We start from the raw sequence: 18102 nt of genomic DNA on the forward strand, positions 1-18102 counted from the left end.
CGCCGCCAGGAGGTAGCGCGTGCCGCATTCGGCGCGCGGCTACTCGAGAATCCCCGCGACCCGTGCTCTCACGAGCGCCTCGATCGCGTCCACGCGGCGGATGTCTTCGCGCAGCTCCGCGGCGAACGCGCGGCGCTGCTCGTGCAGCGCTTCGTCCGTGCCGTCCACGAGGCCGCGGTGGCGCGCGAGCTTCAGCGCCGTCGCGAACAGCGCGATCGACACGCTCTCCTGCCGCGCAACGCGACCCTGCAGCGCGTACTGCTTGCCGAGCGCGAGGCAGCTCCGCAGGAACGCGCTCTCTTCGATCTTCGCGCCGGGCGCTCGCTCCAGCGCATCGGCCACCACGCGATACGCCTCGAGGAACGGGCGCAAGATGCGGTGCGCGTGAAAGGGGCGAAGGCGCGGCAGCACGCCCGTGATCGCGTCGGCACCCTCTTCGAGCGCGCGCTCCCACTGCAGGGCGTGCATGCCGAGCTCGGCGCGCAGCTCGGCGACGAAGTGCTCGCGGTCGGGGAAAAAGAACTCGAACTTGAGCAGGTCGCGCAGCGCGAGCGCGGCGTTCCAGAACTCGGCGCGGCGATCCCCGACGCCGGGCTCCGCCGCCCGCAACAACGCCAGCTCCGCGATCGCGCCCGTCACGAAGTAGTGGATCACCGTGTTGCGGTAGTAGGCCGCCGCGAGGTGCTGCTCGGGCGCGATGCCGTAGACGACCTCGGGGCCTTCGTCGTAGCGATGCAGCAGCCCGTTCTGCACGAGGTGCTCGAGCACGGGCAAGAGCCCCGCCGCGTCGAGCGCGATCTCCTCGCTCACCGGGAGCGCGCGCGCGTGCACGTAGTCGACCAGGTTGCGCAGCGACTCGCGCAGCTCCTCGGCGGTCAGCGCGCGGTCGCCTCGCCCCAACAAGCTGAGGCACACCAGCGAGATCGGCGTGATCGGCGTCGCGCGGTTGATGCGCACGCACACCTCGAACGCGAGCTTCTGCAGCGCGAGGCTCTGCTCGTTCGGATCGGGCGCCGCGTTCGGGTTCGGCGCGCCGAGCGTCTTCGCGAGCGAGACGTCTTCGCCGAAGCGCACGTGGATGCGGCCGTAGCGCTTGTTCAGCCGGCGCACGATGCGCACGAACCACGCGAAGCTCTCGCGCTCCTTCGCCGCGCCGCGCTGCTCGGCGGCGTAGTCGCTCACGTCCGAGATCTGGTCGTAACAAATCGAGACCGGCACGAGGTGCACGTCCTCGCAGCGCCCCCGCCGATACGCGTCGACGACGTACGCGAGCATTCCGAAGCGGGGCGGCAAGAGCTTCCCGCTTCGCGAGCGCCCGCCCTCGATGTACCACTCGAGCGGGAAGCGCTTCTCGACGAGGTAGTCGACGTAGTGGCGCAGCACCGCCTTGTAGACCTCGTCGTCCTTGAACGTGCGGCGAATGAAGAACACGCCGGCGCGGCGCACGAGCGGGCCGAGCGGAAAGAAGTTCATGTTGATGCCGCCGGCGGTGTGGTTTTGCGGCATGCCGTTCTCGTGCAGCAGCACCTGCAGTGAGCCGTGATCGAGGTTCGACTTGTGCGTCGGCAGGAACACCACGCTGTGGTGCTGCGAGAGCGCGCGAATGCGGTCGAGCTCGCGTGGGTCGTACTGGAGCACGCCGCCGTAGCCGCGCGTGATCATCCAGCGCCAGAGCTGCACCACGAGGTCGATCACGGTGGGCTGATGCGCGGCGGCGATCTCGCGCAGGTCGGCCTCGGCTTCCTTCAGCACGTCGTCCGCGCTGCGTCCGAGGCGCGACGCGAGCAGCGCGATCTCGCCGCGGAACGCCGGGCGCGCGAGGATCTCTTCGCGCACGAAGCGCGGGATCTTGTAGCGCGCGCCGCGCAGGCGGCGCTCGGCGCGCTCGAGCGCGAGATGCGCTTGGCGCACCACGAATTCCGCGAAGCCGAGCGTCGCGCCGGCCTCCGCGGTGGTGTTGCGCCGCCAGCGCTCGCGAAGCTCGTTCGCGCGCGCGGGCTCGCCCGCTACGATGCGTACGCGCTGCTTCGCGAAGCGCAGGACCAAGCGCTCGCGCAGCGCATCCGGGTCGCGCGGGTCGCCGAACCAGAGCAGGTCCGACCAGCGCGCCGCGCGCACGCCCTTGCGCGTGGGCGCGAGCCAAACGACGCGCAGCGGCGCGAACAGCGCGTCGTCGCCCGCGGCGAGCGCGGCTTCGAGGTCGAGCCCGAGCTCGCCGCGCGCGCGCCGCGAAGCCGGAATCGCGAGCGCATCGGCCTGCGCGCGCTCGGGCTTCGCGCGCGCGATCCAGTCGCGCAGCAGCCGCTCCTCGCGCGCACTCGCGGCGTCGAGCAGAAACACCACGCGCCCGAACGCCGCGGGCCAGCTCGGCTCGTGGGGCGCGTTCTCCGCGAGCGCGGAGGCATCCGCCTGCGGCGCATCCGCGCTCTTCAGCGGAAGCGAGCCTTGCCGCGGATCGCTCATTCGGGCGCCTGCGCGTTGAACGCGACCGCGAGCTCCGCGAGCGCGCGCACGCCCGTTGCGAGCGCGCTTTCGTCCACGAGGAAGCGAGGTGAGTGATTCGGCGCCGCCTGTTCGGGCGCGAGCTTGGGATCGCGCGTGCCGAGGAACAGGAACACGCCGCCGACTTCGTTCGCGAAGAACGAGAAGTCCTCCGCGCCGGTCACGGGCTTTCCAGCGTGAATCTTCGCGGCGCCGAGCGCGCCCTCGAGCACGCCGCGCGCCCACGCGCTGCGCGCCTCGTGGTTGAACGTGACGGGGTAGCCGCGTTCGATCTCCACTTCGGCGGTGGCGCCGCTCGCCTCGGCGGTCTTCGTCGCCACCCGCGCGATCTTCGCGTGCAGCGCATCGCGCGCGGCTTCGTCGAAGCTGCGAATCGTGCCGATCATCTCCGTGGTCTCGGGGATGATGTTGTTACGGACGCCGCCGTGGATCGCGCCCACGGTGACGACGCTCGGCGTCATCACGTCGATTTCGCGCGCGGGCAGCGCCTCGATCGCGAGCACGATGCGCGCGGCGATCGGGATCGGATCGATGCCCGCGGCCGGCATCGCGCCGTGCGTCTGCCGCCCCTTCACCACGATGCGGAAGCGGTCCGACGCCGCCATCGCCGGGCCGGGCACGAGGTTGATCTCGCCCGCCACGTTCCACGGGCCGACGTGGAGGCCGAACACGGCCTCGGGCTCCGGGTTCGCGAGCGCGCCGTCCGCGAGCATCGCCTGCGCGCCGCCGGGCTGGCCGGGCGCGCCGCCTTCCTCCGCGGGCTGGAACAGGAACACGACCGTTCCCGCGAGCTCGCTCTGCATGCCCGCGAGCACCTCGGCCACACCCAACAAGATCGCGGTGTGCGCGTCGTGGCCGCACGCGTGCATCACGCCCACTTCCTGGCCGTTGTAGGTGGCGCGCACCTTCGACGCGAAGGGCAGTCCCGTCTCCTCCGTTACGGGCAGCGCGTCCATGTCCGCCCGCAGCGCAACGGTGCGCCCCGGCATTGCGCCGCGCAGGACGCCCACCACGCCGGTCTGGCCCACGCCCTCGCGCACTTCGAGGCCGAGCTTCCTCAGCCGCTTCGCGACGATGCCCGCCGTGCGCTTCTCCTGGAAGCCGAGCTCCGGGTTCGCGTGAAAGTCGCGGCGCAGCTCGATCACGCGCGCCTCGACCGCGGCGACGCGCCCGGCGAGGTCCTGGGCGACCGCGGGGGAAGTCATTAGGGCGAGCGCGGAGCAGAACGCGAGCGTGCGAAACATCGAGACCTCGTGCGGGGGTTCGATTCTATCGCCGCGCAGCCAGCAGTTTTCGCGCAAGTGCGCGGGCGGGCGCGGCATTCTTGTCGCGTGGCGCGCATCCGGCGCGTCGTAGACTCGTGACTCTGCCTGGAGGACTGCGCGCGCGATGCCCTCGAACCCGCGCCTTTCGCCCGAGAATCTCCTCGTGCTCGCGGCCGGGCTCGCGTGGTTCGCGCTGGGGCGGGGCGGCTGGCTCGGCTTCGCGCTCGCGATCGTGCCCGGAGCGCTGCTCGTCGCGAGCGGCGTCGCCACGCTGTTGGGGCACGGCGAGGGCCGACTGCGCGACATGGCGGCGCTCGGCGGCGGAGCGGGCGCGCTGATCGCGGTGTTCTTCTCGCCACTGTGGGGCGTCGCGGGCGCGCTGACGTTGCTCGCGCTCTCGGGCGGGGCGTTCGTGGCGGCGGGTGCGCTCACCGCACGCGACGCCGAGCGCGTCGAGGGCACGCCGCACTTCGAGCGAACGGCGAGGCTCCACACCGAGATCGCGACCGACCAGGCGATCCGCGGCGCGATGCTCTCGCTGGTCCCGTTCGCGCCCGCGAGCGAACGAACGCGCCTCGCCCGCGAGTTCGACGAAGCGAGCAAGCTGTGGAGCGAGCGCGGCTGGGACTCAGCGCCCGCGACCTATCACGTGGCGCCGCCGCCCGCGGAGCGCGTCGCGAGTCGGGCGCGGCGCACGCTCGGGGCGGCGTTCGAGGAGCTTCGCTTCGAGAGCGGCTACGCGCCGCACGCGGACGAGCCCGGGCGCGAGCGCTACCTTGGCTACGAGCCGAATCGGCTCGCCTTTGCCTGGTTGTTACGGGCGAGCGACTCCAGCCGGCCGTGGCTGATCTGCCTTCACGGCTACCAGATGGGCACGCCCGCGATCGACCTGCAGGTGTTCCGCGCCCAGCAGTGGCGCGAGCGCGGCTTCAACGTCGTGCTGCCCGTGCTGCCGTTTCACGGCCCGCGCCGGCTCGGCGCGATCTCCGGCATCGGCATGTTCGGCGCGGACTTCCTCGACAGCGCGCACGCGCTCGCGCAAGCGATGTGGGACGTGCGCCGCTTGATCGGCTGGATTCGCGCGCAGGGCGGCAGCGAGATCACTTGTTACGGCCTCTCGCTCGGCGGCTACTCCGCGGCGCTGCTGGCAAGCCTCGCGCCCGAGCTGCACGCCGTCGTCGCCGGCATTCCCGCCGCCGACTTCGTGCGCCTCGTCTTCACGCACGCTCCCGCGGCCGAGCGCGAGCGCATCCTGCGCGCGGGCGTCACGCGCGAGCTCGCCACGAAGGTGATGCGCCCCGTCTCGCCGCTCGCGCTCGCGCCGCTCGTCCCGCACGAGCGCCGCTTCGTGTTCGGCGCGCCCGACGATCAATTCGTGCCGGCCGACCAAGTGCGCGACCTGCTCTCACACTGGGAGAAGCCGCGTCACGTGTGGTTCCCCGGCGCCCACGTCACGTTCCGCGTGCACGCACAGGTGCAGGCGCTCGTGGCGGAGGCATTGGTTTCCGGAGGACCGAGAGCATGACTCCTCGAATTGCCGGCGTATTCCTCGCGGCGCTGCTTGCGACGAGTGCCTTTGCACAGGCGCCCGCCGCCACGGCGCGCTCCGTCTCCTGGCTCGCGGGCTGCTGGGCTCATCGGGGAGGGGAGGCCGGCTCGGGCGAGACCTGGATGCCGCCCGCAGGCGGCGCGCTGCTCAGCGTCGCCCGGCGCATCGAGAGCGGGAAGCTCGCCTCGTGGGAGTTCCAGCGCATCGTCGAGCGAGGCGGCAGCCTCGTGTTCATCGCGCTGCCGTCGGGTCAGAGCGAGGGGCGCTTTCCGCTGAAGTCCCTAACAGCTCACGAAGTCGTGTTCGAGCGCCCCGAGGACGACTTCCCGAAGCGCGTGATCTATCGCCTCGCGCAGAACGGCAACATCGCCGCGCGCATCGAGAGCTCGGATGGGAAGGAAGCGATCGATTTTCCGATGAAGCGGACGCACTGCGAGAAGGCGCGGAAGCGCTGACCGCGCGCGGTTCTACCGAAGCACGAGCTCGACGGGATCGCAGTCGAGGCCCGCCGCGACCAGCACGAGGGTCGCGTAGTCGACCGCCTCGTTCTCTTCCTCGACGTGCTGCAGCAGGTTCAAGTTGAATGGCAGGCGCATGCCCGTCGCGCGCTCTTGGGCGTCGCCGATCGCTCGCACGAGGTCGCGCTGCGACCAGCCGCGTTCGCGCCGTCGTCGGCGAATGCCGACGCCGTCGGGCACGACGCGCGCGTGATCCGCGAAGCGCGTCACGCGCCGGCTCGCACGCGCGGGCGCTCGATCCACTCGAGGCACGCGCCGTCGGGGTCGGGGAAGAAGCCGGCGTGAAGGCCCTCGATCGGGATGTCGGGACCCATGTCGAGCCAGACCGAGCCCGAGTGCGCGAGCCCCAACGAATCGAGCTGCGCGCATGCGCGCGCAGCGTCGTCGACGAGCAACGCCATGCGATAGAGGCCGAGCGCGTTCGCGCTGCGCGCGGCGCCGCGCGCGGGCAGCGGCTGCTGCCACTCCACGATGCGAATCGCGAACGTCGGCGTCGCGGCGAACGTCGCCTCGCGCCAGCGGACTTCGCCCGCGAGGCCGAACGCGACGCCCTCCGCGCGGCAGGTCGCGGGCGCGCTCGCGCGCAGGCCGAGCAGGCGCTCGTACCACGGCACGGCGCGCGCGAGGCTGGCGACGTTGATCGCGACGCCCGCGAAGCGCGGCGTCGCCGCGCCGGTCGCGTCGTCGGCGATCTCGAGCAGCGCGCCGTCGGGGTCGCGCGCGACGAAGCCGAAGCGCGCGCCGCCGAGGAGCGCGGGCGCCGCGAGCGCGTGCGCGTCGCCGAGCCGCGCGTGCAGCGCGCTCGCGCTGCGCGCGCCCAACACGAGGCGCGAGAGGCCGAGCTCGTTCGCGAGCGCGGGCCGGCCCACGGGCGGCGGCTGCTTCCACTCGAGCAGGTCGATGCCTTGCGCCGCCTGGCCGCGGTCGTCGTGGATGATCCATGCATCCCACTGCACGCGGCCCGCGAGCCCGAAGCCCGCGCCGTCCTGCGGCACCGGGTTCGTGTGCGAGAGCGGCATGAGGCCGAGCGCGTCGCGATAGAAAGCGAGCGAGCGCGCGAGGGCGGAGCAGTTCACGTTCACGTGCACGACGGAGACGAAGTCGAGCGCCATCTCGCGTGGCTAGCACACGCGCTGCGCAGCTCTGCGAAGCGCGCGAAGGTGCGCACATGCGAGCGAACCTCGAGCTGAAGGCGCACTGCGCGGACCTCGATGCCGCGCGCGAGCGCGCGCGCGAGGTGGCGACCGAGTGGCTCGGCGTCGACGAGCAAGTCGACACGTACTTCGCGACGCGCGCAGGCCGGCTCAAGCTGCGCGAGTCGAGCCGCTCCGGCGCGCAGCTGCTCCCGTACCTGCGCGCAGACGAGCCCGGCGCGAAGCGCAGCGATTATCAGGTGATCGCGGTCGAGGACGGACCCGGTCTCGTGCGCCAGCTCGCCGCGATGCTGGGCATCCACCGCGTGGTGCGGAAGCGCCGCGAGATCGCGCTCTACGAGAACGTGCGCATCCACCTCGACCGCGTCGAAGGCCTCGGCTCGTTCATCGAGCTCGAGGCGGTGTGGGATGGCGCGGAGAGCGGGCTCGCGGAGCAGCAGCGCAAGCTCGCCTTCCTGCGCGAGAAGCTCGGCGTGCGCGACGCAGACCTGATCGCGGGCAGCTACGAGACGTTGTTAGGGCGGCGCGAACCCTGAAGCTCGCCGAGCGAGCGCACACACGAGCGCGCCCCGCAGCACGGTCTGCACCCGAAACGCGGCGGGGCCGAGGGCCGGGGCGAACTGCGCAGTAGCCCGCAACGGCCACGAACCTCCGGGCCACGCGGATGCCGCGCACCGCATCTGGCGCACCGCCCCGCATCGCCGCTGCGGCGTCGGGCGCGTGCGCCGCGCCGGACGCGTAGCTCCCTAACACCGCGGGGCCCAGCGCGAGCCGAGCCCAAAGCAAGCGCCGGCGTGCGGGTGCTTGCACAGGGCACAGAAGGCGAACGAAGCTGGGCGCCTCGCACGCCGAGTTGCGCAGCCCACGGACCCGCACTTCGAGGCGAGACCTCGAGAAGTCTCGCCACCACGCTGCGCTTCGAGGCGACTCTATTCCTGGAGGACTCCGCGATGGGTACGTTCGACGCGCTGCGGCAGGCGGAACGACGCCGCAACGAGCGGCGCGCGCTCGAAGCCACGGCCGCGCCGCGTCGTTTTCGCGTCGTGACGATCGCGAATCCGAAGGGCGGCGTCGGCAAGACCACGCTCACCGCGAACCTCGCCGTGTACCTGCGCGCGCTCCGCGAGGACCTGCCCGTGATCGTGCTCGGCCTCGACGGCCAGGACGGGCTCGATCGCACACTCGCGCCGAGCCATGCAGCGCCAGCGCCTGACTTGCTGGACGCGCTGGCTTCGGGCGACCTCTCGCGCGCCGCGTGCTTGGGCGAGTTCGGGATCGAGTTCGTGCCGAGCCCGCCTTCGCGCGAAGCGCTGAGCGAATCGCTTCGAGACGCGGGCGGTCTCGGCCGTCGGCTTGCCTCGCGCGACGCGGAAGGCGTGGTCCTGATCGACACCGGCAGCGAGCTGGGCGCCCCGGTGCGCGCCGCACTCGCGCAAAGCGATCTCGTGATCCTCCCCGTTCGCGATCTCGAGTCTCTCGCGCAGGCAGAGCGCCTACTCGCGCTCGGCGTCGACCGCGGACGATTTCGTTTCGCGCTCAGTGGCCTCGACCTGCGCGTCAAGTTCGCAGACGAGACGCGCCCCGACGTGCTCGCGCTGCTGCTCTACGAGCTGCGCGTGCGCGGGCTCGCGCACTTCGCGACACCGATCTCGCGCAGTCCTGCGGTCGAGGCGCTCGGGACGACGCCGGATGGGCGGCGCCGAACCGTGCTGCACGGCGCGCCGACATCGGTCGTGCACCGCCAGCTGCATGCGCTCGCGCAAGAAGTGCTCGAGGCGCTGGATGCACTTCCCGCCGCGCCGACCGCGCCCGTCGCGGAGCCGGTCGCCGTGCTTCCGCAAGCTCGCGGTGTGCTGCAGTGGCTGCGATCACCGTCGCGTGTGACCGCGACGTAGCGACATTCGAGCACGCTGCGCCCCACCCTCGCGAGATTCAGCTTCCCGTCGCGACTTCGCGCTGCTCCTCGCGCCAGCGCTTCATCGAGCCGTCGAGCAGCCGCACGTTCGCGAAGCCCGCAGCGCGCAGAATCTCGGCGGCCTTGCTCGCGCGCCCGCCGACTTCGCAGTACGCGACGACGCCTCGCTCCTTGTACGCCGCGAGCTCCGCCGCGCGCGCTTCGAGCTCCTGCACCGGCACCAGCGTCGCGCCAGGCACGTGCCCCGCCGCGAACTCCTCGGGAGTCCGCACGTCGAGCAGCAGCGGCGCCTCCTCGCGCGCGAGCACTGCGGCGAGCTCCGCAGGCTGCACCGGTGCCGAGTCGTGCGACGACTCGGCACACGCTGCGAAAGCGATCAGCACGAACGCGAGCGAGCAGAAGCGTGCGGCGGTGGACATGTGCGCACACTACCGCGCAGCGGCCCGACGAGTTGCGCAAGAACGACCCCAACTCCGAGTGATGCGACGCGTCTGCGCGGGATACCGTGCGCGCATGCCGAGTCTCTTCACGCGCATCATTCGGGGCGAGCTGCCGGGCCGGTTCGTCTGGCGCGACGCGCAGTGCGTCGCGTTTCTCACCATCGCGCCGCTGCGGCAAGGGCACACGCTGGTCGTGCCCATTCGCGAGGTCGATCACTGGCTCGATCTCGCGCCCGAGGAGGCGGCGCACCTCACCGTGGTGGCGCAGAAGATCGGGCGCGCAATGCAGAGTGCGTTCTCGCCCGTGAAGGTTGGGCTGATGATCGCGGGCCTCGAGGTGCCGCACGTCCATCTGCACCTCGTGCCGATTCACGAGCTGCGCGACCTCGACTTCGCGCGCGCCGAGAAGAACCCCGCGCCCGCCGCGATGGATGAAGCCGCCGCGAAGCTGCGCGCCGCGCTGCGTGCTGCGGGGCACGCGGAAGTCTCGGCGTGACGCGCGCGCTGCTCGCGCTGTGCGCGGCGCTCGCGCTAGCCGAGGCTGCGCCCGCGAAGCCGACCGTGATTCTCGTCTCGATGGATGGCGTGCGGCACGACTACCTCGCGCGGGGCGAGCTGCCCACGTTCGCGCGCATCGCGAGGGACGGAGCGCGCGCGGAGTCCCTCACACCTGTGTTCCCGAGCATCACGTTCCCCGCGCACACGACGCTCTCGACCGGAGCGCATCCCGACGTTCACGGCATCGTGAACAACACGTTCACGCCGCCCGGCGGCGAGACGCTCGCCTACGGCACGACCGGCGTCGCGCTCGAGGCGGAGCCGCTCTGGGCAGCGGCGGAACGGCAAGGCGTGAAAGCGGCGACGTTCTTCTGGCCGATCTCGGAGACCGCGTGGCGCGGCGTCGCCCCGAGCTACTCACGCGCGCCGTTCGACTCCGAGCTGCCCGAGAGCGCGAAGGTCGAGCAGATTCTCGCGTGGCTCGATCTGCCGGAGGCGCAGCGGCCCGGCCTCGTGATGACGTGGTGGCACGGCGCCGACGGCGCGGGTCACGAGAACGGGCCGGACGCCGAAGCCACGCGTGCGGCGCTGCGCGATCAGGATGCCGAGCTTGGGCGCCTCATCGCGGGCATCGACGCGAGAAAGCGCTGGCACGAAGTCACGCTGCTCGTCGTGAGCGATCACGGCATGCTCGCGCCCGAGGACGTGCTCGACGCGAACGATCTGCTCGCGGAAGCCGGCGTCGCGGGCCGCGCGATCAACGCGAGTGCGCTCGCGCTCGTGACGCTCAGCGAGCCGCGCGAGGCGGATGCCGCCGCGAAGCAGCTCGCGGCCGCCGACCCGCGTGTGCGCGCCTACCCGCGCGCGCAGCTTCCCCGCGCGCTGCGCTTCGCGCACCCGAACGCGGGCGACGTGGTGCTGCTCGTCGATCCGCCGCTCGCGTTCATGGACTCCTACACGCGGCTCGACTGGTGGCGGCGCATCTCCTCGCTGTGGGGAGGCGAGGTCGGCGTGCACGGCTACGACGCGGAGAAGAGCCCCGCGATGCGCGCGATCTTCTGCGCGCTCGGCCGCGGCATCGCGCCCGGCGCGAAGCTCGCCCGCGTGCGCGCGCTCGACGTCGCCGCCACCGTCGCGCACCTGCTCGGGATCGCGCCGCCCGCGCAGAACGAAGGGCGCGTGATCGCGGGGATCGGAGGCCCGTAGCCATCGGTGCCAGGCACGGATGGCTACGCCCGCGGGCGGCCTTTCGTGCCTGGCACGGATGGCCAACTACGGCTTCGGCATCACGTCCGCGCTGATGCCGTGGCGCTTGCCCGCGGTGTAGCCGCCGTCGACGGTGAGCGCGGCGCCGTTCACGAACGAGGCGTCGTCGCTGCACAGGAAGAGCGCGGCGGCGGCGATCTCCTCGGGCTCGCCGAGGCGCCCGAGCGGGTGTGCGGAGACCACGCGGTCGGCGACTTCCTTCATCGTGGGGTCCCCGAGCGCCGCGGTCATCGGCGTGCGGATGAAGCCGGGGCAAATCGCGTTGGTGCGGATGCGGTGCGGGCCGTAGTCGATCGCGAGGTTGCGCGTGAGCAGCACCACGCCGCCCTTCGACGCGTTGTACGGCGCCGTCGACTCGCCGCCTTCGAGCCCGTACACGCTCGCGAGGTTCACGATCGAGCCCGGCCGCTTGCGCTTAAGCATCGCTGCGAGCGCGTGCTTCGCGACGAGGAACGTGCCGGTGAGGTTGATGTCGACCACGCGCTTCCACTCTGCGAGGTCGAGCTCGTGCGCGAGCGTGCCGCCGGCGACGCCCGCGGCGTTGATCACGCAGTCGATGCCGCCGAGCGCCGCGTCGATCGCCGCGATCGCGCGCTTCACCTGCTCCTCGTCGCGCACGTCGGCGCTCTCGAACGCGTCGAGCGGCAGCGCGTTCGCGGGCCGCGACAGGTCGAGCCCCGCCACGCGCGCGCCCTCGGCCGCGAAGCGCTTCACGCACGCGCTGCCGATGCCGGACGCTGCGCCCGTAACAAGTGCGCGTTTTCCTGCGAGACGTCCCGACATCGTGGCTCCTTCGTGTGCGAGGGCGCGCACGTTATCGCGGTGTCGGAACCCGCCGGCGTAGAGTTCGCCGGATCGACCGAGGGCAAGCCATGGCGACCCAAGTTCACGGCACGTGTGATCCGCAGTTCGACGCGGTGCGCGAAGTCTTTGCGCGCAGCTTCGAGCGCGCGGACGGGAAGAACGAAGTCGGCGCGTCGGTGGCGCTCTGGCGCGAGGGGAGGCTGGTGGTCGACTTGTGGGGCGGCTTCGCGGACGCGGCGAAGACGCGCCCGTGGGCGCGCGACACGATCGCGAACGTCTACTCCACCACGAAAGGCGTGACGGCGCTGTGCGCGCTGCGCCTCGCGGAGACGGGCGCGCTCGATCTCGACGCGCCGGTCGCGCGCTACTGGCCCGAGTTCGCGGCGAGCGGGAAGGGCGCGATTCCCGTGCGCTGGTTGCTCACGCATCAAGCCGGCCTCGCCGCGGTGCGCGAGAAGCTGCCCGACGAAGCGCTCTTCGATTGGCGCGCGACCTGCGACGCGCTCGCGGCGCAGGCGCCATGGTGGGAGCCGGGCACGAGGCACGGCTACCACGCGATGACGTTCGGGCACCTCGTCGGCGAAGTGATCCGCCGCGTCGACGGCCGCACCGTCGGCAACTATTTCCGCGAAGAGCTCGCGCAGCCGTTGGGACTCGATTTCCAGATCGGCGTGCACGAGGCGGACCTCGGACGCTGCGCGGAGATGGTTCCGACGCCCGTCGCGCCCGGCGAGAAGGACGCGCTCGCGACGTTCGCGACCGAAGGCGGCGGCGCGTCGGTGACGGCGCACGCGTTCAACAACCCGCGCCAGCGCCGCGGGGTCGTGAACACGGCCGAGTGGCGGCGCGCGGAGCTGCCCGCCGGAAACGGACATGGCACGGCGCGCTCGCTCGCGAAGCTCTACGGGATTCTCGTGAACGGCGGCGCCCACGAGGGCGTGCACGTGCTCTCACCGGCGTGGGTCGCGCGCGCGCGCACGGAGCAGGTGTTCGGCAAGGACGCGGTGCTGATGGGGATGCCGACGCGCTTCGGCCTCGGCTTCATGCTGCGCCACGACATGCTGCCGCTCGGACCTAACAAGAGCTCGTTCGGCCACCCCGGCGCGGGCGGCTCGATCGCGTTCGCGGACCCCGACGCGCAGATCGGCTTCGGCTACGTGATGAACCAGATGCAGGCTGGAGTCGCCGGCGACCCGCGCGGGTACCGATTGATCAAGGCTGCCTACGAAGGGCTCGCGGCCTAATCGTCCGGCCGCCAGTCCTCGCTGCGGATCTCGCGCCCCGTCATCGCGTCCATCACGCGCGCGACGCCGAGGCAGTCGCCGACGTAGCGCTCGAAGGTGTCGCGATCCTCGGGCGCGAGCGCGAACCAGACGGCGCGCACGTAGACGGCGCGCTCGTCGAGTCGCCACGCGGCGACGAGGTCGCCGAGCGCGTCTTGGCGCATCGAGCTGCACAGCGCCTCGCTCGTGCTCGCGCTCGGGCGCAGCGCTTCGCGCAGCGGCGCGAGGCGCTCGCTCATGCGCTCGGGAGCGCCGATGTCTGGCGTGCTCGCGTCGGCGGGCAGCCAGCCCGTGAGTCCGTCCGAGGTGCGCGCGAGCTTCCAGCCGCGCTCGATGCGGTCGACCGCGAGGCGCGCGCCGCTGGGCTGCTCACCCACGCTCGCGGCATTCGCGCTCGGCGCTTCGCGCAGCGCGACGTGCGCGGCGAGCATGCGCTCCCAGCGCAGCTTCGGCGGCGCGATCAGGAGCGGCGGTTCTTCTGCCGCTGCGTCGCTTGTTAGGGGGTCGGGCGCGTTCGCCGCGACATCGGGCGCGCCGCCCTCGTCCCCGGGCTCGGCGAAGTCGGCGTCGCGGTCGTGCGCGAGCGCGCGCACGTCCCGGAAGGTGCAGCCGCACTCGCGGTGCTTCGGGTCGGCGGCGACGCGCACGGTGAGCTCCTGCGTCTCCCGCGCGCGCAGGCGGAGCGAGCTCGTGACGGGAGCCAGGAAGAACGGCGCGCCGTCTTCGCCGTAGGCGCCGCACTGAAGCGGCGGCAGCTCGAGCGCGCTGCCGCGCGCGCGCAGCTTCACGTGCGCTTCGAGCAGTGCGTCGCTGCCGCCGATCGGGCGACAGCGCTTCACCTTCAGCTCGACGCGGTCGCGAAGCTCCCGCGGAAGCTCCGGCGTGCGAGCGAAACTCGCACTCGCGCACAGTGCAGCGAACGCCATCGCGAACCAGCCGAGCCGCACGTCGATCTCCCGAGCTCGCGGCTTGTGACGTTACGCTGCGCCGGAATGTTCTCCTCGCCCACGCTGCGCGCGAGTTGCCTACGCCTGCTCCTCTCGGGAGAGCTCGAAGCGAAGCTCGCGCCGCTGGAGGGCGCGTGGCAGCCCGGCGGGGCGCCGGTTCGCTGCGCGAGGCCGGCGCGCGGCGTCTCCCTAAGGATGGGCGCGGGCGCTGCGCCGCTGCCGCGCCCGGAGCAGCTCGGCGCTGCGCCGGCCCGCGCGGCAGCGCTCGCGCGCTTCGCGCACCACGAGATTCAGGCGGCGGAGCTGTTCGCCGCGGCGCTGCTGCGCTGGCCCGAGCTGCCGGCGCCCCTCGCTCGCGCGCTCGCCGGCGTGCTCGCGGACGAGCAGCGCCACGCGCGCGTCTATCTGGCGCGGCTCGAGGGCCTCGGCGCGCGCTTCGAGGATTTCGCGCCGCACAGCGATTACTTCTGGAAGCACGAAGCGGCGCTGCTCGGCGGCGAGCCGGCGGCGTTCTTCGCCGCGCTGGGTCTCACACTCGAGCAGGCGAACCTCGACTTCGCGGGCATCTACCGCGACGCGTTTCTCGCTGCGGGCGATGCCGAGAGCGCGGCCGTGTGTGCGCAGGTTCACGCAGACGAGATTCGCCACGTCGCGCTGGCGGCGCGCGCGCTGCGCGAGCTGGGCGTTCCCGGCGCGGGCGACACGCAGCGCTTCGAGCGCGCCGTGCCGTTTCCGTTCTCGGCGGCGCGCGCGAAGGGGCGGCGCTTCGATGCGGACGCGCGGCGCGACGCGGGCCTCGACGCGAAGTTCATCGCCCACGTGCGCCACGCGCGCTCGCCGCAAGAAGCGCCGCGTGCGCGCGCGGGCCTGACGTTGCTCGCGAACATCGGAGCCGAGGAGGGCGCGGGCGCAGAGCGTGCGCGCGGCGCGCCGCAGCCGCGCGCGCTCGCGGCGCTGTGGCGCGCGCTCTGGGACGAGCCGCTCGCGTTCGCGTGGCTGCCGCGCGCAGGCGTCGCGGCGTGGTGGAACGACGAAGCGGCGGGGCACGCGGCGCGCGATGCGAACGCGGCGCTCTTCGGCGTCGCTCCCGGGATCGTTCGCGCGGCGCACGACAAAGCGTTCGCGTGGCGCGCAGCGTGCGAGGCGAAGCTCGTTCCGCCGCTGCTGCGCGAAGTGATTACGGTGCTCGAGCCCGAGCAACTGAGCGCGCCCGGCGCAGCGCGCGAGATCGAGGCGCGCATCGCGGCGTGGCCGGCGTGGGCGCGGCGCAGCTTCGTGCTGAAGCCGCGGCTCGGCACGAGCGGGCGCGGCCGCGCGGTCGGCGGCGAAGGGCGCGAGCCGCGCTGGCACGGCGCGCTCGCGCGGCTCGCAGAGCGCGGCGGCGCAATGCTCGAGCCGTGGCTCGAGCGCACCTGGGACGCCTCGACGCAGCTCTTCATCGCGCCGAGCGGCGAGGTCGAGCTGTTAGGGACGCTCGCGCAGATCGTGACGCCGGCGGGGATCGCGCTCGGGCATCGCGGCGTGATCGATGCACGTGGCGAGATCAGCTCCGGGCTCGCCGCCGACGCCGAGCTGCGAGCTGCGGCGCTGCGCATCGCAGAGGCAGCCGCGCGCGCGGGCTACCGAGGGCCGTGTGGCGTCGACGCATTCGCCTTTCGCGATCCCGAGGGCGGCGACGAGACGCTGCGCGCGGTGGTCGAGCTCAACGCGCGCTTCACGCTCGGCACCGTCGCGCTCGGGCACGTCCGGCGCGCCCTACGAGATCGCGCGGACTTCGCGAGGGAGCTGCCGGCGCGCTTCGCGTTCGCGCTCGACGGTGCGCAGCTGCCCGCGCGCGCGGGGGCCGTTCGCATCTCGCTCGGCCCGCGCGCGGCCCTCGAGCTGGAGCCCGTGCGCGCTTCGTGACCTGTTCGTGACCGCGCGCCACGACGCCCCACGTCGGTGTCACTTCAGCGTGGAACGAGAATTGGGGTTCTTCATGCTGCGCGCGTTCGGAATCGTCTCGCTCACCTATCTGCTCGCGGCTCCCGCATCCGCATCGACGGTCACGCTCTTCAGCGACGACTTCGAGAGCCCGGCCTACACGCTCGGCACCGTTTCCACCAACCAGCACGATCCGTCGACTTGGCAAGGCGGCTGGAATGGCGTGTTCGCGAGCGCGACGATCTCGGACGATTTCGCTCACACCGGCACGCAGTCGATGCGAACGAATGGCTCGCTTTCGGGCGCGGTGAAGGCCATCCCGAACGCCGGCTCCGGCTTCGAGCTGAACAACGCGCAGGACTGGTGGGTGCAGGCCTGGGTGCGCGTGAACTCCGGCAGCAGCGGGGCGCAGATCGCGCTGGCGAACGGGCTCGGTGGTTGCCCGCTTTTCAGATCAGCGGATCCGGCGTGCCCTACCCGAACACGTGCACTCAGCACCTCCCGGGTCTCGCTTCGCTCGGATCGGCGGCGTTCGACCAGTGGTTGCTCGTCGAGTTGTTCCACACCGCTTCGATGGGCCAGGGCATGGTGATTCGCCTCTCCGGCGCCGGCGTCTTCGAGGAGTACCAGCTCCAGAGCTACAGCGGCCCAGGTTCGGGGAACCCCAGCTCGCTCGCGATCGGCGGCGACGCGTACTGGGACGACATCCGCGTCGGCTACGGCCCCCTGCCGGCCGCGGTGCCCGCACCGAGCGCGCTCGCGCTGCTCGGCTGCGCCGGGATCGCGCTCGCGCGTGCTCGAATGCGCGCCCGCCCCTAATCACTCCGCCGCGAACACGAGGAACGACTGCCGCTCGAGGAAGTCGTGCTGCGCGGTTTTGCGGAAGCCCGCCTGCACGAGCTCGCGCTCGATCACGGCCGGGTCGGTCGCGTGCGAGAACTTCTCGGGCAGGAAGTCGATCACCGCGAGCCGTCCGCCGCTCGCCAGGTACTTCTCGCGCAGCTGCGCGAAGTACGCGACGCGATCCTCGATGTGGTGGTACGTGTTGCACGTGAACACGAGGTCGACGCGTTCGGGCAGCTTCGCGTCGTCGAAGGCGGCGAGCACGGTCGTCACCTGTGCGAGGCCGTCGTGCGCGGCTCGCTCAGCGACGCTCGCGTTCAGGTCGGCGTCGACGTCGGCGGCGTAGACGCGCCCGCTCGGGCCGACGGCGCGAGCGAAGTGCCACGTGAAGTAGCCGCCTCCGGAGCCGAGATCGGCGACGCGCATGCCCGGCGCGAGCGCGAGCGCTTCCACGACGCGCTCCGGTTGCTGCCAGCGGTCGCGGGCGATGCCCTCGTATGCGAAGCGCTTCAGCGTGGCGGGCGAGAACAGCCAGAGCGCGCCGCCTGCGAGGGCGACGGCGGCGGCGAGCGCGAGCACGGCGACGAGAAGGCGGCGAAGCATGTGGACCTCGGTCGGGCGCTCGCGGCAGTATGCGCCCAACCACACCCGAACGAGGGGGACTCGCAATGGACGAGATGCAGCGCGTGCTCGACGAAGCGGCGATTCAGCGCGTGCTCGTGCAGTACTGCCGCGGCGTCGACCGCGGCGACGAGGAGCTGATCGCGGCTTGCTACTGGGAAGACTCGATCGACGACCACGGCGGCTACAAGGGCAGCGGCCCCGGCTTCGCGCCGTTCGTGGTGAAGGCGCTGAACGCCCACGCGATCAACACGCAGCATCTCGTCGCGAACGTCACGATCGAGCTCGTGGGCGCGAAGGCGTTCGTCGAGAGCTACGTGCTCGCGCGTCACAAGATTCGCCGCGACGGGCGGCTCGTCCTCGAGACCTTTGGCGGGCGCTACACGGACCGCTTCGAGAAGCGCGGCGGCGAGTGGCGCATCGCGTACCGCCAGGTGATCCACGACTGGAGCAACATCGTGCCGATCACCGCCGAGTACCCGAACGAGGCGTTCGAGAACGGCAAGCGCAGCCGCGAGGACATCACCTACCGGCGCTGACGCCGGTTCCGGATAGAGTGAAGCGCCGCGCCCCG

The 18102-nt window shown here is 72.2% G+C and carries 19 protein-coding genes; 11 read left to right on the forward strand and 8 right to left on the reverse strand.

Annotated features, from left to right (window positions below; genetic code table 11):
* Positions 1-39: 39 nt before the first annotated feature.
* Positions 40-2463 carry a glycerol-3-phosphate 1-O-acyltransferase gene (locus tag FJ091_03025; protein MBM4382323.1) on the reverse strand — a complete coding sequence of 808 codons (2424 nt, stop codon included), beginning with the start codon at positions 2461-2463 and terminating at the stop codon, positions 40-42.
* Positions 2460-3746, reverse strand: coding sequence for an amidohydrolase (locus FJ091_03030; protein MBM4382324.1), 1287 nt, complete (start codon positions 3744-3746; stop codon positions 2460-2462). Before FJ091_03030 ends, FJ091_03025 begins: the two co-directional genes overlap by 4 nt.
* A gap of 145 nt (positions 3747-3891) precedes the next feature.
* Here FJ091_03030 and FJ091_03035 point away from each other — a divergent pair, with 145 nt between their 5' ends.
* Together FJ091_03035 and FJ091_03040 are read left to right on the forward strand one after the other, a co-directional pair.
* Complete coding sequence (locus FJ091_03035) at positions 3892-5292, forward strand: hypothetical protein (GenBank protein ID MBM4382325.1); 1401 nt, start codon at positions 3892-3894, stop codon at positions 5290-5292.
* Complete coding sequence (locus tag FJ091_03040; protein MBM4382326.1) at positions 5289-5771, forward strand: hypothetical protein; 483 nt, start codon at positions 5289-5291, stop codon at positions 5769-5771. The genes FJ091_03035 and FJ091_03040 overlap by 4 nt, the downstream gene beginning before the upstream one ends.
* Before the next feature lie 12 nt (positions 5772-5783).
* Here FJ091_03040 and FJ091_03045 read toward each other — a convergent pair whose 3' ends face one another.
* Positions 5784-6044, reverse strand: coding sequence for a hypothetical protein (locus tag FJ091_03045; protein MBM4382327.1), 261 nt, complete (start codon positions 6042-6044; stop codon positions 5784-5786).
* Complete coding sequence (locus tag FJ091_03050) at positions 6041-6946, reverse strand: VOC family protein (GenBank protein MBM4382328.1); 906 nt, start codon at positions 6944-6946, stop codon at positions 6041-6043. Before FJ091_03050 ends, FJ091_03045 begins: the two co-directional genes overlap by 4 nt.
* A gap of 56 nt (positions 6947-7002) precedes the next feature.
* Here FJ091_03050 and FJ091_03055 point away from each other — a divergent pair, with 56 nt between their 5' ends.
* A complete protein-coding gene (locus tag FJ091_03055; GenBank protein MBM4382329.1) occupies positions 7003-7524 on the forward strand; it encodes a class IV adenylate cyclase in 522 nt (173 codons plus the stop codon).
* 414 nt (positions 7525-7938) lie between these two features.
* Positions 7939-8883, forward strand: coding sequence for a ParA family protein (locus FJ091_03060; GenBank protein ID MBM4382330.1), 945 nt, complete (start codon positions 7939-7941; stop codon positions 8881-8883).
* A gap of 37 nt (positions 8884-8920) precedes the next feature.
* Here the strand turns inward: FJ091_03060 and FJ091_03065 are convergent, their stop codons facing one another.
* Positions 8921-9322, reverse strand: coding sequence for a rhodanese-like domain-containing protein (locus tag FJ091_03065; GenBank protein ID MBM4382331.1), 402 nt, complete (start codon positions 9320-9322; stop codon positions 8921-8923).
* 94 nt (positions 9323-9416) lie between these two features.
* On the opposite strand from FJ091_03065, the gene FJ091_03070 reads away from it, so the two are divergent.
* Positions 9417-9839 carry an HIT family protein gene (locus tag FJ091_03070; protein ID MBM4382332.1) on the forward strand — a complete coding sequence of 141 codons (423 nt, stop codon included), beginning with the start codon at positions 9417-9419 and terminating at the stop codon, positions 9837-9839.
* Entirely contained in the window at positions 9836-11047 is a 1212-nt protein-coding gene (locus tag FJ091_03075) for an alkaline phosphatase family protein (protein MBM4382333.1), read from the forward strand. The genes FJ091_03070 and FJ091_03075 overlap by 4 nt, the downstream gene beginning before the upstream one ends.
* A 66-nt stretch (positions 11048-11113) precedes the next feature.
* On the opposite strand, the gene FJ091_03080 is transcribed toward FJ091_03075, so the two are convergent.
* Positions 11114-11890 (reverse strand): SDR family oxidoreductase, encoded by a 777-nt coding sequence (locus FJ091_03080; protein ID MBM4382334.1) that lies wholly within the window; start codon positions 11888-11890, stop codon positions 11114-11116.
* Between the two features lie 89 nt (positions 11891-11979).
* On the opposite strand from FJ091_03080, the gene FJ091_03085 reads away from it, so the two are divergent.
* A complete protein-coding gene (locus tag FJ091_03085) occupies positions 11980-13155 on the forward strand; it encodes a beta-lactamase family protein (protein ID MBM4382335.1) in 1176 nt (391 codons plus the stop codon).
* Here the strand turns inward: FJ091_03085 and FJ091_03090 are convergent.
* Positions 13152-14141 (reverse strand): SH3 domain-containing protein, encoded by a 990-nt coding sequence (locus FJ091_03090; protein ID MBM4382336.1) that lies wholly within the window; start codon positions 14139-14141, stop codon positions 13152-13154. The genes FJ091_03085 and FJ091_03090 overlap by 4 nt on opposite strands.
* 45 nt (positions 14142-14186) lie before the next feature.
* Between FJ091_03090 and FJ091_03095 the strand changes: the two genes are divergently transcribed.
* The 3 genes from FJ091_03095 to FJ091_03105 all read left to right on the forward strand — a co-directional run bounded on the left by FJ091_03095 (position 14187) and on the right by FJ091_03105 (position 16883).
* Positions 14187-16046: a DUF455 family protein gene (locus FJ091_03095; protein ID MBM4382337.1), complete on the forward strand. Its 1860-nt coding sequence runs from the start codon at positions 14187-14189 to the stop codon at positions 16044-16046.
* Between the two features lie 73 nt (positions 16047-16119).
* Entirely contained in the window at positions 16120-16656 is a 537-nt protein-coding gene (locus tag FJ091_03100; protein MBM4382338.1) for a hypothetical protein, read from the forward strand.
* Positions 16638-16883, forward strand: coding sequence for a hypothetical protein (locus FJ091_03105; protein MBM4382339.1), 246 nt, complete (start codon positions 16638-16640; stop codon positions 16881-16883). The genes FJ091_03100 and FJ091_03105 overlap by 19 nt, the downstream gene beginning before the upstream one ends.
* Here FJ091_03105 and FJ091_03110 read toward each other — a convergent pair whose 3' ends face one another.
* Positions 16884-17510: a methyltransferase domain-containing protein gene (locus FJ091_03110; GenBank protein MBM4382340.1), complete on the reverse strand. Its 627-nt coding sequence runs from the start codon at positions 17508-17510 to the stop codon at positions 16884-16886.
* A gap of 65 nt (positions 17511-17575) precedes the next feature.
* Between FJ091_03110 and FJ091_03115 the strand changes: the two genes are divergently transcribed.
* Positions 17576-18067 (forward strand): nuclear transport factor 2 family protein, encoded by a 492-nt coding sequence (locus FJ091_03115; GenBank protein MBM4382341.1) that lies wholly within the window; start codon positions 17576-17578, stop codon positions 18065-18067.
* Positions 18068-18102: the final 35 nt, after the last annotated feature.

The sequence above is a fragment of the Deltaproteobacteria bacterium genome, assembly GCA_016875395.1.
GTDB lineage: Bacteria > Myxococcota_A > UBA9160 > UBA9160 > UBA6930 > VGRF01.

Excerpts from the sequence above, each read along its gene's own strand:
- FJ091_03025 (MBM4382323.1), bottom strand. The coding sequence starts at position 2,463 with ATGAGCGATCCGCGGCAAGGCTCGCTTCCGCTGAAGAGCGCGGATGCG.
- FJ091_03035 (MBM4382325.1), top strand. The coding sequence starts at position 3,892 with ATGCCCTCGAACCCGCGCCTTTCGCCCGAGAATCTCCTCGTGCTCGCG.
- FJ091_03100 (MBM4382338.1), top strand. The coding sequence starts at position 16,120 with ATGCTGCGCGCGTTCGGAATCGTCTCGCTCACCTATCTGCTCGCGGCT.
- FJ091_03080 (MBM4382334.1), bottom strand. The coding sequence starts at position 11,890 with ATGTCGGGACGTCTCGCAGGAAAACGCGCACTTGTTACGGGCGCAGCG.
- FJ091_03095 (MBM4382337.1), top strand. The coding sequence starts at position 14,187 with ATGTTCTCCTCGCCCACGCTGCGCGCGAGTTGCCTACGCCTGCTCCTC.
- FJ091_03110 (MBM4382340.1), bottom strand. The coding sequence starts at position 17,510 with ATGCTTCGCCGCCTTCTCGTCGCCGTGCTCGCGCTCGCCGCCGCCGTC.
- FJ091_03060 (MBM4382330.1), top strand. The coding sequence starts at position 7,939 with ATGGGTACGTTCGACGCGCTGCGGCAGGCGGAACGACGCCGCAACGAG.
- FJ091_03040 (MBM4382326.1), top strand. The coding sequence starts at position 5,289 with ATGACTCCTCGAATTGCCGGCGTATTCCTCGCGGCGCTGCTTGCGACG.
- FJ091_03105 (MBM4382339.1), top strand. The coding sequence starts at position 16,638 with ATGGGCCAGGGCATGGTGATTCGCCTCTCCGGCGCCGGCGTCTTCGAG.
- FJ091_03030 (MBM4382324.1), bottom strand. The coding sequence starts at position 3,746 with ATGTTTCGCACGCTCGCGTTCTGCTCCGCGCTCGCCCTAATGACTTCC.
- FJ091_03070 (MBM4382332.1), top strand. The coding sequence starts at position 9,417 with ATGCCGAGTCTCTTCACGCGCATCATTCGGGGCGAGCTGCCGGGCCGG.
- FJ091_03115 (MBM4382341.1), top strand. The coding sequence starts at position 17,576 with ATGGACGAGATGCAGCGCGTGCTCGACGAAGCGGCGATTCAGCGCGTG.
- FJ091_03050 (MBM4382328.1), bottom strand. The coding sequence starts at position 6,946 with ATGGCGCTCGACTTCGTCTCCGTCGTGCACGTGAACGTGAACTGCTCC.
- FJ091_03055 (MBM4382329.1), top strand. The coding sequence starts at position 7,003 with ATGCGAGCGAACCTCGAGCTGAAGGCGCACTGCGCGGACCTCGATGCC.
- FJ091_03065 (MBM4382331.1), bottom strand. The coding sequence starts at position 9,322 with ATGTCCACCGCCGCACGCTTCTGCTCGCTCGCGTTCGTGCTGATCGCT.
- FJ091_03085 (MBM4382335.1), top strand. The coding sequence starts at position 11,980 with ATGGCGACCCAAGTTCACGGCACGTGTGATCCGCAGTTCGACGCGGTG.